The 15034-nt window shown below is 74.3% G+C and carries 3 protein-coding genes; all 3 read left to right on the forward strand.

Translation table 11 applies throughout. The annotated features are described in order from the left end of the window. From ACZ43N_RS05360 to kynU, 3 genes are read left to right on the forward strand one after another with little or no spacing between them, the layout of a single operon-like run. Positions 1-12810: an amino acid adenylation domain-containing protein gene (locus tag ACZ43N_RS05360; RefSeq protein WP_468095127.1), complete on the forward strand. Its 12810-nt coding sequence runs from the start codon at positions 1-3 to the stop codon at positions 12808-12810. Then, complete coding sequence (locus ACZ43N_RS05365) at positions 12807-13709, forward strand: alpha/beta hydrolase (RefSeq protein WP_468095128.1); 903 nt, start codon at positions 12807-12809, stop codon at positions 13707-13709. Before ACZ43N_RS05360 ends, ACZ43N_RS05365 begins: the two co-directional genes overlap by 4 nt. After that, a complete protein-coding gene (gene kynU, locus ACZ43N_RS05370; RefSeq protein ID WP_468095129.1) occupies positions 13706-14998 on the forward strand; it encodes a kynureninase in 1293 nt (430 codons plus the stop codon). The genes ACZ43N_RS05365 and kynU overlap by 4 nt, the downstream gene beginning before the upstream one ends. Positions 14999-15034: the final 36 nt, after the last annotated feature.

Genomic DNA, 15034 nt, shown 5'->3' on the forward strand with positions numbered 1-15034 from the left:
ATGGTGAAGCCGTCCCGCCTGGAAGACATTCTGCCGCTCAGCCCGATGCAGGAAGGGCTGCTGTTCCAGACCGAGTACGACCGGTCCGGACCGGACGTGTACGCCGTGCAGCACGCGATCGAGGTCGAGGGCCCTCTCGACGCCTCGCTGCTGCGCGGTTGCGCCGGGGCCCTGGTCGACCGGCACGCCGTCCTGCGCACCGGCTTCCGCCGGGCCCGCTCGGGCCGCTCGCTCCAGGTCGTGGCGCGTACCGTGCCGCTGCCGTGGACCGAGTCCGACCTCGGCGGCCTGCCGGCCGCGCGGGCGGAGGCGGAGGGCGAGCGTCTGGCGGCGGCGGACTTCGCCGAGCGGTTCGACCTGTCGAAGCCGCCGCTGATCCGCTTCCGCCTGCTGCGATACGGCCCCGCGCGCCACCGCCTCGTCGTGACCAGCCACCACATCGTCCTCGACGGCTGGTCCACCCCGGTTCTGCTGCGCGAGCTGTTCACGCTGTACGGCGACGGCGGCGACCCGCGCACCCTGCCGCCCGTCACGCCGTACAAGGAGTACCTCGACTGGCTGGGACGCCAGGACCGGCGTGCCGCCGAGCGGGCGTGGCGGGCGGCGCTCGGCGGGATCGACACGGCGACCCGGATCTCCGCGGCCGACCCCCGCTCCCCGCTGCTCCCGGACCGCATCGTCCAGCCCGCGGACGCCCGGCTCACCGCGGCCCTGGAGGACACCGCCCGCGGCCTCGGCGTCACCCTCAACACCGTCGTGCAGGCCGCCTGGGGCCTGGTGCTGGCCCGGGCGACCGGCCGTCAGGACGTCGTCTTCGGCGCGATCGCCTCCGGCCGGCCCCCGCATCTGCCCGGGGTCGAGTCGATGGTCGGTCTGTTCATCGCGATGCTCCCCGTACGGGTGCGGTGGGCGCCCGCCGAGTCGCTGCGCGACCTGCTGACCCGGTTGCAGGCCGAGCAGTCCGCGCTCGCCGACCACCACCACCTCGGACTGACCGGCATCCAGCGCGAGGCACCGGTCGCCGACCTCTTCGACACCGCCGTGGTGTTCGAGAACTACCCCTTCGCCGACCGGGCCATCGACGCAGGGGACGTCCGGTTCCGGCTGGTCCTCGGCGCGAGCCGCGACGCCACCCACTACCCGCTCACCCTGCTCGCCGCCCCGGGCGAACGGCTGTACCTGCGCCTCGACCACCGCGCCGACGCGGTCGACCGGGCGGCCGCGCAGACCCTGATGGACCGGCTGCACCAGGTGCTGCGTACCCTCGCCGACCACCCCGAGCGCCCGGTCCGCGCTGTCGACGGGCTGCTCGGCTCCGAGCGGCGGCGCGTCCTCGACCGGTGGAACGCGCCGGGTGAGGCGGAGGAGGGCGCACCGGACGGCACCGGCGAGCCGGAGGGCCTCGCGAGCCACCTCCCCGAGCTGTTCGAACGGCAGGCCGCCGCCCACCCGGACGCCGTCGCGGTGACCGGCGACGGGCAACAGCTCAGCTACGCGGGGCTGAACGCCTCGGCCAACCGTATGGCCCGCGAACTCGTCGCCCACGGCGTCGGCCCGGAGACCGTCGTCGCGCTCGTCCTGCCCCGCTCGCCGGAGCTGGTGACCGCGGTGCTGGCCGTGCTCAAGGCGGGCGCCGCCTACCTGCCGGTCGACCCCGAACTCCCGGCCGCGCGCAGGGAGTTCCTCCTGAGTGACGCCGTTCCACACCTGGTGCTCACCCACACGCGCCTCGCCGGCGACCTGCCCACGGGCCTGCGACAGCTTTTCCTCGACGCCCCGGACACCCGCGCACGCGTCGCCGCCCGGGCGCCCGGCGACCTGTCCACCGCCGATCGCACCGCCCCGCTGACCGCGGACCACCCGGTCTACGTCATGTACACCTCGGGCTCCACGGGCACGCCGAAGGCCGTCGTCATGCCCGGGACGCCCCTGATGAACCTGATGCGCTGGCATCAACGCCGTATCGGGGGAGGAGTGGGCACCCGGGTCGCGCAGTTCACCGCGATCGGCTTCGACGTGTCCGCCCAGGAGATCCTGTCGGCGCTGCTCGCCGGGAAGACGCTGGTGGTGCCGGACGACGAGACGCGGCGGGACGCCGCGCGCCTGGCCGCCTGGCTCGACGCCATGGAGATCACCGAGCTGTACGCGCCGAACCTCGTCCTCGACGCGGTCGCCCAAGCCGCCCTGGAGCAGCGCCTGGACCTGCCGTGGCTGCGCCACGTGGCCCAGGCCGGTGAGGCGCTGACCCCGTCGGACGCGCTGCGCGCGTTCTTCGCCCGCGTCCCCGGCCGCCGCCTGCACAACCACTACGGGCCCACCGAGACCCACGTCGTCACCGGTACGACGCTGCCCGCCGAGCCCGCCGACTGGCCGACGGCACCCCTGCTCGGCCGCCCGGTCGCGCACACACGGTGCTACGTCCTCACCGCCGACCTGCGGCCGGCCCCGCCCGGCGTACCGGGCGAGCTGTACCTCGGCGGCGCGGCCCCGGCCCGCGGATACCTGCGCCGGCCGGGCATGACGGCCGGGCGGTTCGTCGCCGACCCGTTCGGCGAGCCCGGCGCGCGCATGTACCGCACGGGTGACCTCGCCCGGTGGACGGGGCAGGGCGAGCTGGAGTACCTGGGCCGCGCGGACCACCAGGTCAAGATCCGCGGATTCCGAGTCGAACCGGGTGAGATCGAGACGGTCCTCGCCCACCATCCTGGCGTCGGCGGCGTGGCCGTCGTACCCCGCACGGACGGCGGCCACCGGCGCCTCGTCGGCTATGTCGTACCGGCCCCCGGAGCCACTGTGCCGGTGGAGGAGCTGCGCCGCCTCGCCCAGGACCAGCTCCCGGAGTTCATGGTGCCGTCGGCGTTCGTGCTGCTGGACGCGCTGCCGCTGACCCCGAACGGCAAGCTCGACCGCGCCGCCCTGCCCGCCCCCGAACGGACCGCCGCCCTGGCGCGGGCCGGGCGCACACCGCAGGAGCAGATCGTCTGCGAGCTGTTCGCCCAGGTTCTTGCACTGCCCCGGGTCGGCGTGACCGAGAGCTTCTTCGACCTCGGCGGGCACTCGCTGACCGCCACCCGGCTGGCCGCCCGCCTGCGCCACACCTTCGGTGTCGAACTGGGCCTGCGCGACCTGTTCGAGTCGTCCACCCCCGAGGCGGTCGCCGCCCTGCTCGGCACGGCGGGCCCGGCCCGGCCCGCCCTGGCGCGCCGCCCGCGCCCCGAGGCGCTGCCGCTGTCCTACGCTCAGCGCCGACTGTGGTTCCTGCACAAGATGGAGGGACCCAGCCCCACCTACAACATCCCGATGCAGCTGCGGCTGACCGGGGACCTCGACCAGGCGGCCCTGGAGCAGGCGCTCGGCGACCTGGTGACCCGGCACGAGAGCCTGCGGACCGTGTTCCCGGAGGCGGGTGGCGTCCCCTGCCAGCGGATCCTGCCGCCGCACGAGGGGGCACCCCGGCTGGTCACGACGGCCGTCGGCGACGACGAACTGCCCGAGGCGCTGCGCCGCGGCGCCCGTTGCGCCATCGACCTGATGATCGAACCGCCGCTGCGGGCCCACCTGTTCCGCACCGGACCGCGCGACCACGTGCTCCAGCTGGTGGTCCACCACATCGCCGGGGACGGCTGGTCGCTCGCCCCGGTCGCCACCGACCTGGCCCGCGCCTACGCCGCCCGTACCGCCGGTGCGGCGCCCGACTGGGACGAACTGCCGGTCCAGTACGCCGACTACACGCTGTGGCAGAACGAGATCCTCGGCGAGCAGCACGACCCCGGCAGCCTCCTCGCCCAGCAGGTCTCCCACTGGACCGGCCGGCTGTCCGGGCTGCCCGACGAGCTGGCGCTGCCCACCGACCGGCCGCGCCCCGACGTGGCCTCCTACCGGGGCGACTACCTGACGGTGGAGTGGGACGCCGACCTGCACCGCGCGCTGGACGCCCTGGCCCGGCGCTGCGGCGCCACCCTCTTCATGGTGCTCCAGGCGGGCCTGGCGGCCCTGCTCTCCCGGCTCGGCGCGGGCCACGACATCCCGATCGGCAGCCCGATCGCCGGCCGTGCCGACCAGGCGCTCGACGACCTGGCGGGCTTCTTCGTCAACACCCTGGTGCTGCGCACCGACACCTCCGGCGAGCCGACCTTCGAGGAACTGGTCCGCCGGGTCCGCGACACCGCCCTGGACGCCTACGCCCACCAGGACGTGCCGTTCGAATATTTGGTGGAGGTGCTGAACCCGCCCCGCTCCCTGGGCCGCCACCCCCTGTTCCAGGTGATGTTCGCCCTCCAGAACGCGCCCGAGGCCCGCTTCCGGCTGCCCGGTCTGGAGGTCGAGGTGTCGTCCGGCCGGACCGGCACCGCCAAGTTCGACCTGTTCTTCAGCATGGCCGAGCACCGGGACGCCACCGGCGCGCCGTCCGGCATCGAGGGGGCCGTCGAGTACGCCACCGACCTGTACGACCCGGACACCGTGCGCGGCCTGTTCCGCCGGTGGACCCGACTCCTCACCCAGGTCACCGCCGACCCCTCGCAGCGGCTCGGCCAGATCGACCTGCTCGATGCGACCGAGCGACGCACGCTGCTCCACGACCGCAACGCGACCCGAGCCGAGGGCGAACAACCGCCGTACACCGAGCTGTTCGACCGGCAGGCCGAAAGGACGCCGCACGCCGTGGCGGTCATCGCCGATGACGCGGAACTGACCTACGGCGCGCTGCACGAGCGGTCGAGCCGGCTGGCCCGGGTGCTCGCCCGGCACGGCGCCGGGCCGGGCCGGCTGGTCGCCGTCGCGCTGCCGCGCTCGGCCGACCTGGTCGTCGCGCTGCTGGCGATCGCCAGGACCGGCGCCGCCCACGTCCCCCTCGACCCGGCCCACCCGGCCGCGCGGATCGGGCTGATCCTGCGGGAGGCGCGCCCCGCGCTGGTCGTGGGTACCAAGGCGACCCTGGCGGATCTGCCCGACGAGGGCGGGACATCGCTGGCCCTCGACGACCCGCGGGTGCGGGCCGCCGTCGCCGAGGGACCCGACGAGGCCCCAGACGTACGGCCCGGACCCCGGGACGCGGCGTACGTCATCTTCACCTCCGGGTCCACCGGCCGCCCCAAGGGCGTCGTCGTGGAGCACGGCGCGCTGACCAACCTGCTGCTCGGCATGCGCGACCTCGTGCCGACGGGCCCCGAGGACGCGCTGCTCGCGGTGACGACGATCGCCTTCGACATCGCCGCTCTGGAGATCTTCCTGCCGCTGACCGGCGGGGCACGGGTGGTGCTCGCGGCCGAGGAGACGGCCGCCCGGCCCGCCGCCCTCGTCGAACTGATCCGGCGTACCGGGGTGACCGTCGTCCAGGCGACCCCGTCCTGGTGGCAGATGGTCGCCGCGCACGACCTCGACGCGCTGCGCGGACTGCGCATGCTCGTCGGCGGCGAGGCGCTGCCGGCGCCCCTCGCCGCCCGCCTGCGCGAGACCGGCCGCGAGGTGCTCAACGTCTACGGCCCGACCGAGACGACGATCTGGTCCACCGCCGCCGCCCTGTCCGGCCGCACCGACACCGTCATCGGCCGCCCGATCCGCAACACCCGCGTCTATGTGCTGGACGCGTCACTGCGCCCGGTGCCCCCCGGCACGCTCGGCGAGCTGTACCTCACCGGCGATGGACTGGCCCGCGGCTATCTCGGCAGGCCGTCCCTGACCGCCGGACGCTTCACCGCGGACCCCCACGGCCCCGCCGGAACCCGCATGTACCGCACCGGCGACCTGGTCCGCTGGACCGCCGACGGTCACCTGGAGTTCGCGGGCCGGGTCGACCACCAGGTCAAGCTCCGCGGCTTCCGCATCGAACTGGGCGAGGTCGAGTCGGTGCTCGCCGCGCACCCGGAGGTCGCCCAGGCGGCGGCCGTCGTCCGCGAGGACCGGCCGGGTGACCGGCGCCTGGTGGCCTACGTCGTGCCGGACGCCGGCGGCGTCTCGCCGGACACCGGCCGTGACCGGGAGCACGACCAGCTCGACGCCTGGCGGGACCTCTACGACACGGTCTACGCCGCCTCCACCCCGGTGCCCTTCGGCGAGGACTTCGCCAGCTGGAACAGCAGTTACGACGGCCGCCCCCTGCCGCTCGACGAGATGCGCGAGTGGCGCGACCGCACGGTGGAACGCATCCGCGAACTGCGGCCCCGGCGCGTACTGGAGATCGGCGTCGGCACCGGCCTGCTGCTGTCCCGGCTCGCCGCCGACTGCGAGACGTACTGGGGCACGGACATCTCCCCGTCGGTGATCGAGACCCTGCGCGGCCATGTGGCCGCCGACCCGGAACTCGCCGAGCGGGTCCGCCTGCTGGTGCGCCCGGCGCACGACATCGAGCACCTCCCCGAGGAGCACTTCGACGTCGTCGTCCTCAACTCGGTGATCCAGTACTTCCCGCACGCCGACTACCTCGAGCGGGTGATCGGGGGGGCGCTGCGGCTGCTCGCACCGGGCGGCGCCGTCTTCCTCGGCGACGTACGCGACCTGCGCCTGCAACGTACCTTCGTCACCGGTGTGCAGGCCGCCCGCGGGCGCACCGGCGACAACCCCGACGAACTGCGCCGGGCCGTCGAGCACGGTGTGATCCTGGAGAAGGAACTCCTGGTCGACCCCGGCTTCTTCACCGTGCTCCAGCACCGGATGCCCGCACTGACCGCGCACACCGTCCAGGTCAAGCGGGGCCGGGCGCACAACGAGATGACGCGCTACCGGTACGACGTCGTCCTGCGCAAGCAGGGCGCCCCGGCCCACCGGATCACGGAGACCGCACAGCGGCCCTGGCCCGACGACGGTACGGCCGGGCTGGCCGCGCTGCTCACCGGCGAACACCCCGCGGCCGTGCGCGTCACCGGCATCCCGAACGGACGTATCGCCGCCGAGGCGGCCCTCGCGCAGGCGGTGCGGGACGGCACCCGGCCGCACGCGGCACCGGCCGGCGACGGCGTCGAACCGGAGGACCTGTACGACCTGGCGGCCGCCCACGGCTACCGGGTGTGGGTCACCTGGTCGGCGTCCGACCCGAACGCCCTCGAGGCCGTCTTCGCCGATCCCGCGGCCGTCCCGGCCGCGCACCCGGCCGCCGGGCCGCCGGCCGGTCTGTACCGGCCGGCCGTCTCCCCGTCCTCCCGGGCCGGCCTGTCGTCGTTCACCAACAGCCCGCTGACCGCACGCGACACCGGCGCCCTCATCGCCCGGCTGCGCGAGCACCTGCGCGAACGGCTCCCCGACTACATGGTGCCGTCGGCGTTCGTCCCGCTGAACGCCCTGCCGCTGACCCCCAACCGCAAGCTGGACCGCACGGCGCTGCCCGCGCCGGACATCGTCGTCAGCGGTTCCTCGCGCGAGGCGCGCACCCCGCAGGAGCACATCGTGTGCGACCTGTTCGCCCAGGTGCTCGGTCTCGCGCGGGTCGGGGTGCACGACGGCTTCTTCGACCTCGGCGGCCACTCGCTGCTCGCCACGCAGCTCATCGCCCGGCTGCGCGCCATGTTCGGCGTCGAACTGCCGCTGCGGGTGCTGTTCGAGGCCTCCACCCCGGCCGGGGTGGCCGCCCGGCTCGACGAGGGCGGCGCGGCCCGCCCGGCCCTCGAACGCCGGCCACGCCCGGAGGTGCTGCCGCTGTCGTACGCCCAGCGCCGCCTGTGGTTCCTCCACCAGATGGAAGGCCTGGGCGGGATGTACAACATCCCCCTCGGTCTCAGGCTGACCGGCACGCTGGACCGCCAGGCTCTTCAGGCCGCGCTGACCGACGTCGTCGCCCGCCACGAGAGTCTGCGCACGGTCTTCCCTGACGACGGGGGAGTGCCCCGTCAGATGATCCTCGCCCCCGAGTCGGCGAAGCTGGTCCTGCACGAGCGGGCGGTCACCGAGCGGGAACTGCCGACCGCGCTGGAGGGGGCCGCGCGCTACCCGTTCGACCTCGCGACGGAGCCCCCGGTGCGCGCCGGCCTGTTCCGGCTAGCACCCGACGAGCACGTCCTGCTCCTGGTGGTGCATCACATCGCCGGGGACGGCTGGTCTCTCGGCCCGCTCGCCGGAGACCTGGCCCGCGCCTACGCCGCCCGTACCGCCGGTGCGGCGCCCGACTGGGACGAACTGCCGGTCCAGTACGCCGACTACACGCTGTGGCAGAACGAGCTGCTCGGCGACCACGACGACGCCGACAGCCTGCTCGCCCGCCAGCTCGCCTACTGGACACGCCAGCTGGCCGGTGCCCCGGCGGCACTGGAGCTGCCCACGGACCGCCCCCGGCCTCCGGTGGCCTCCTACCGGGGTGACTACGTCACCGTACGGATCCCGGCCGCGCTCCACGAGCGGCTGGCCGACCTCGCCCGGCAGACCGGCGCGACCCTGTTCATGGTGCTCCAGGCGGGCCTGTCCGCCCTGCTGCACCGGCTCGGCGCGGGCACCGACATCGTCACCGGCAGTCCGATCGCCGGACGCACCGACCAGACCCTGGACGAGCTGATCGGCTTCTTCGTCAACACGCTGGTGCTGCGCACCGACCTGTCCGACGACCCCACCTTCGAGGAGCTGGTGGCCCGGGTCCGGGAGACCGCGCTGGCCGCCTACGCGCACCAGGACGTGCCGTTCGAGTACCTGGTGGAGAAGCTGAACCCGCCGCGCTCACTGGGCCGGCACCCGTTCTTCGGCGTGATGTTCGCCCTCCAGAACGCCTCCGAGGGCGCCTTCCAGCTCCCCGGCCTGAACGTGGAGATCGCCCACGGACGCACCGGCACCGCCAAGTTCGACCTGTTCTTCAGCCTCGCCGAGCAACGCGGCGCGCAGGGCGCGGCCGACGGGATCGCCGGAGTCGTCGAATTCGCCGACGACCTCTACGACGCCGCGACCGTACGCGACCTCTTCGCCCGCTGGGTGCGGCTGCTGGAGTCGGCGGTGGCCGGGCCGAGCAGGCGGGTCAGCGGGCTGGACCTGCTGGCCGCGCACGAACGGCACGAGATGCTCGCCGCCGCGTCCGGACCCGCCCTGCCCACCCGCTCGGCCGGACTCCCCGAACTCTTCGCCGTCCAGGCCGCGGCCACCCCGGACGCCGTCGCGGTGGCCGACGACGACACCGCCCTCACCTACGCCGAACTCGACGTCTGGTCCGCGCGACTGGCCGCGGTCCTGGCCGAACGGGGTGTCACCCGGGGCAGCGCGGTCGCTCTGCTCATGCAGCGCTCGCCCGCCCTGGTCGCCGCCATCCTCGCGGTGCTGCGCGCGGGGGCGGCCTACGTCCCGCTCGACTCCCGCTACCCCGCCTCCCGCCAGCGTCTCGTCCTGGCGGAGACCGGCAGCGTGCTGCTCCTGACGGACCCTGCCTCCGCGGCGGGCCTGGACGACTTCGGGACCCCGCTGCTCGTGCTCGACGCGCGGCCGGACCACCGCACGCCGCCCGCACCGCCCGTGGTGGAGACGGACGGCGACGATGCGGCGTACATCATGTACACCTCCGGATCGACGGGCCGCCCGAAGGGCGTGGTCGTCACCCACCGCAACATCGCCGACTTCGTCGCCGACCCCTGCTGGCACGGTGGCGCCCAGCGCCGGGTGCTGCTGCACTCACCGCTCGCCTTCGACCTGTCGACGTACGAACTGTGGGTGCCGCTGCTCACCGGTGGCCGCATCGAGCTGGCGCCGCCCGGCGAACTCGACGCCCACACCCTCGCCGACGTCATCACGCGGCGGCGGATCACCTCGCTGTGGCTGACCAGCTCCCTGTTCAACCTGATGGCCGACCTGGAGCCGGGCTGCTTCGCCGGCGTCGAGCAGGTGTGGGCCGGCGGCGAACCGGTGTCCGTCGCCTCAGTACGGCGCCTGCTGGAGGCCCATCCGCGGCTGCTGGTGGTCGACGGCTACGGCCCCACCGAGGCGACCACCTTCGCCAGCTACCACCCCGTGCCCACCGCCGACGCCGCCGCACTCGGCACGTCGGTGCCGATCGGACGGCCGATGGCGAACATGGGCACTTATGTGCTCGACGCCGCGCTGCGGCCCGTCCCGCCGGGCGTGGTCGGTGAGCTGTACCTGGCCGGGACCGGCGTCGCCCGCGGCTACCTGGAGCGCCCCGCGCTGACCGCCGAACGGTTCGTCGCCTGCCCCTTCGGGGCGCCCGGGCTGCGCATGTACCGCACCGGCGACCTCGCCCGCTGGACCCCCGACCACGTCCTGGAGTACGCCGGCCGCGTCGACCAGCAGGTCAAGCTCCGCGGCTTCCGCATCGAGCCCGGCGAGGTCGAGGCCGTCCTGCTCGACCACCCCGGCGTCACGCAGGCCGCGGCGGTGCTGCGCCGCGACCTCGCCGAAGAGGCGCAGCTGGTCGCCTACGTCGTACCCGGCACTGCCGAACGGGACCGGCAGGCGGAGACCGAACAGGTCGGCGAGTGGCTTCAGGTCCACGACTCCCTGTACGGATCCGAGCGGGACGAGCGGGACGTGGCCCTCGGCGAGGACTTCACCGGCTGGGTCAGCAGCTACGACGGACAGCCCATCGCCGGCCACGCCATGCGCGAGTGGCGCGAGCGCACCGTCGAACGCATCCGCGAGCTGAACCCCGGCCGGGTCCTGGAGATCGGTGTCGGCACCGGCCTGCTGCTCGCCCGCCTGGCCCCCGACGCCCAGGAGTACGTGGCCACCGACTTCTCGCCGACGGTCGTGGAGACGCTGCGGCGGCGGGTGGCGGCCGACCCCGCCCTGGCCGGCCGCGTCCACCTGCGGACCCAGGCCGCGCACGAACTCGCCGGCCTGCCCGAGGGGCACTTCGACACGGTCGTCGTCAACTCGGTGGTGCAGTACTTCCCGAACGCCGACTACCTGACCGACGTCCTCGCCACGGCCCTGCGGCTGCTCGCCCCCGGCGGCTCCGTCTTCGTCGGTGACGTGCGCAACCTGAGGCTGCTCGACGTCTTCGCCGCCGGGGTCCAGGCCGCCCGGACGGGCACCCATGACCTGTCCGCGCTGCGCGACGCCGTCACCCAGACCACCCGGCTGGAGAACGAACTCCTCGTCGACCCGGACTACTTCACGGCCCTGCGGGACCGGCTCCCGGACCTGGGAGCGGTGTCCGTACGCCTCAAGCGCGGTCGGCACGACACCGAACTCACCCGCTTCCGCTACGACGTGGTCCTGCGCAAGCGGGACGGCCGCCCCGGCCCGGACCTCGCCCCGCAGACCGCGGAGTGGACGGCTGTGACCGGGCGGTCCGCGGTGGCGGAGCTGCTCGCGTCCACCCGGCCCGCGGCCCTGGTCGTCAAGGACGTGCCCAACCCCCGCGTCGCCGCCGACGTGGCCCTCGCGGGCGCCCTGCGCACCGGCGAGCTGTCACCCGCCCCCGACGCCGACGCCGACGCCGACGCCGACGTCGACGACTGGTACGAGCTGGGGGAGCGGCTGTCGTACCGGGTCGCCGTCACCTGGTCGGACACCGCCCGCGACCGGGTCGACGTGGTGTTCGCCGACGCCGCAGCCCTGTCCGACGCCCCGGATCCGCTGCCGGCCGTGCTCGGTTCCGCACCGCCCGCGCCCGGTGCACCGGAGCCGGCGGCGCGCTTCACCAACGACCCGACCGCGGCCCGCGGCGACGCCGCCCTGGTGACGTCGCTGCGCGAGTTCGCGCAGGAGCGGCTGCCCGCCTTCATGGTCCCGTCGATGTTCGTCCCCCTGGAGGCGCTGCCGCTGACCCCGAACGGGAAGCTCGACCGGGCCGCCCTGCCCCGGCACGACCCGCGCATCGGCGCCGCGGCCCGCGCCCCGCGCACCCCGCACGAGCAGGTGGTGTGCGAACTCTTCGCCGAACTCCTCGGCGTCCCCTCCGTCGGGCTCGACGACAACTTCTTCGACCTCGGCGGGCACTCCCTGCTCGCCACCCGGCTCATCGCCCGGATCAAGTCGGCGTTCGGCGTGGACGTCGGCCTGCGCACCCTGTTCGAGTCGCCGACCCCGGCCGGGATCGCCGCCCGGATGGACATGGACGACGCCGACAGCGGATACGACGTCATCCTGCCGCTGCGCGCCACCGGCAACGAACCGCCGCTGTTCTGCGTGCACCCCGGTGGCGGCATCGGCTGGTCGTACATGGGCCTGATCCGCCATCTCGATCCGGATGTCCCCGTCTACGCGGTGCAGGCCCGGGGCCTGGCCCGGCCGGAGGACGAACTCCCGGCCGACATGGCGGAGATGGCCGCCGACTACGCGGACCACCTGGAGGCCACCTTCCCCGAGGGGCCGTACCGCGTCCTGGGCTGGTCGTTCGGCGGACTCGCCGCGCACGCCCTCGCCACCGAGCTGCAAGAGCGCGGGCGGACGGTGCAGTCGCTGACCGTCGTCGACGTCCACCCCGGCTGGCTGGGCCTGACCCACGACGACGTGCCACCGCTGGACGACCGGAACATGCGCCCCCACCTGGAGTACCTGATGCGGCTCGTCGGTCTCGACCCCGATCTGTTCGACGCGGAGGTGTTCGTCTTCGACGAGGTCATGAAACTGCTGCGAGAGCGCGGCAGCGCCCTGGGAGCCCTGGACGAGGAACGGCTGCGCGCGATCACGGCGATCTCTGCCAACAACAACCACCTGATGATCGACTACCGGCCCGCGGTGTTCGACGGGGACATCCTGCTCCTCGCCGCCACCGACCAGCAGAAGCCCGAGGCCACCGCCGCCGCCTGGCGCCCGTACCTCACCGGAGAGGTCCGCACCCACGTCGTCCCCGGCGACCACGGCACCCTGCTGTCGCGCCCCGGCTCGCTCACCCAGGTCGGCGCCCTCCTCTCCGCGGCCCTGCGCGGAACGGGCGTCTCATGATCGCGCCCGCACCCCTGACCGGGGCCCGGCTGGACCGCGCGTACTCGCCGAGCCACCTGGTGCCGAGCCTGCGGCACTACCTCGACGAGTACGCCGCCCTCAGCGCGCGGGCCCGCCGCGCCTCCGGCGTCCGCACCGGACTGCGCTACGGCCCGGGATCCGCCGAGAAGCTCGACTTCTGGCCCGCGCGTCCGGCACCCGCTCCGGTCCAGATCTTCGTGCACGGCGGCAACTGGCAGGAACTCACCGAGCGCAGCTCGGCGTTCGCGGCGCTCGCCTTCCGCCGCGCCGGCGCCGCGTTCGCGGCCGTCGGCTACGGGCTCGCCCCGGCCACGCCGCTGGACGAGATCGTGGCCGCCGTGCGCCGGTGTGTCCGCTGGATCCACGAGAACGCCGACGACCTCGGCGTCGACCCGCGCCGCATACACCTCAGCGGCACCTCGGCCGGCGCCCACCTCGCCGCGATGGCCCTCGTCCCGGCCGGACCGGGCGAACCCGCGGCGGTCGGGCTGCTCGCCGGTGCCACCCTGCTCAGCGGGATCTACGACCTCGAACCGGTCAGCCGCTCCTACGTCAACGAGGCGCTGCGGCTGGACGCCGACGCGGTCCGCCGCAACAGCCCACCCGATCTGCTGCCGGACGAGTTGCCCCCGGTCGTCCTGGCCCGTGGCGGCGTCGAGACCGAGGAGTACGTGCGCCAGCACGACCTGATGGCCGAGGCGCTGCGCCGCCGCGGCGCGCTCGCGGCGAACGTCGTGGAAGCGCATCGCAACCACTTCGACCTGCCGTACGACCTCGCGGCCCGAGCGACGCCGCTCGGCCGCGCGGTCCTGGCACAGATGCGGCTCCCCGACGGCCGGGACGACCGCGACGACCCCTTCGCAGAGGTGACCGCATGACGACCGACATCCTCCCCTCGCCGGTCAGCCGCTTCGATGGCACCCGCGAGGAAGCGGAACGGTACGACCAGGCGGACCCGCTCGGCTTCCTGCACGACCGGTTCGTGCACGCCGAGCCCGACCTGCTCTACCTGGACGGCAACTCGCTGGGGAGGCTGCCCGCCGACACCCCGGACTTCGTCGCCGACGTGATCCGGGACGGCTGGGGCCGCGGCCTGATCCGCTCCTGGCACGACTGGATCGACTGGAACCGGCGGATCGGCGACCGGCTCGCCGAGCACGTCCTCGGCGCCCGCCCGGGCGAGGTGGTGCTCTCCGACTCGACCACCGTCAACCTGTACAAGCTGGCCTGGGCCGCGCTCGACCACGCCCCCGGCCGGCGCGTCCTCGTGGTGGACGCCGACGACTTTCCCACCAACCGGTACGTCGCCCAGGGCCTGGCCCGCCAGCGCGGCCTCGACCTGCGCCTCGTGCACTCCGACCCGGACCGGGGCCTGGATCCGGAGCGACTGCGGGCCGCACTCGACGACCAGGTGGCGCTGGTCGTCCTGTCGTACGTGGCCTACCGCAGCGGGGCGCTGGCCGACATGGCCGCGGTCAACGCCCTGGCCCGGGAGGCCGGGGCACTGGTGCTGTGGGACCTGTCGCACGCCGCCGGGGCGGTCCCGGTCCGGCTCACCGAGGACGGGGCGGACCTCGCCGTCGGCTGCACCTACAAGTACCTCAACGGCGGCCCCGGATCGCCCGCCTTCCTCTACGTGCGCCGCTCGCTCCAGCGGCGGCTGCGCCAGCCGATCCAGGGTTGGTTCGGACAGCGCGACCAGTTCGCCATGGCGGCCGACTTCGACCCCGTCGAGACGGTCGACCGTTTCCTGACGGGCACGCCGCCGATGCTCTCCACCGCCGCGCTCGTGCCCGCGCTCGCCCTGGTCGAGGAGGCGGGCGTCGAACGGCTGCGGGCCAAGGGGCGGCTGCTCGGCGAACTGGCCGTGGACCTCGCGGCCCGCTGGCTCGCACCGCTCGGCTTCCGTCTGGCATCACCCGAGGACCCGGACCGGCGCGGCTCGCACGTCACCCTGTGGCACCCCGACGCCTGGCGGATCTGCCGCGCCCTCGCCGACGAAGCGGGCGTCGTCTGTGACTACCGGGAACCGGACCGGCTGCGCATCGGACCGTCCCCCGCGTACACCCGTTTCACCGACGTGTGGGACGCCCTGGACCGCACCAGGCACCTGGTGGAGAGCGCCCGGTACACCCGGCTGCCGCGTGCGAAGGCACGCATCACCTGACGCCGCATCCGACCGCCCGCACACGGCATGACGACT

The sequence above is a fragment of the Streptomyces sp. NPDC030814 genome, from assembly GCF_055572155.1.

Coding starts and splice junctions, on each gene's coding strand:
- kynU (WP_468095129.1), top strand. CDS start 13,706: ATGACGACCGACATCCTCCCCTCGCCGGTCAGCCGCTTCGATGGCACC.
- ACZ43N_RS05360 (WP_468095127.1), top strand. CDS start 1: ATGGTGAAGCCGTCCCGCCTGGAAGACATTCTGCCGCTCAGCCCGATG.
- ACZ43N_RS05365 (WP_468095128.1), top strand. CDS start 12,807: ATGATCGCGCCCGCACCCCTGACCGGGGCCCGGCTGGACCGCGCGTAC.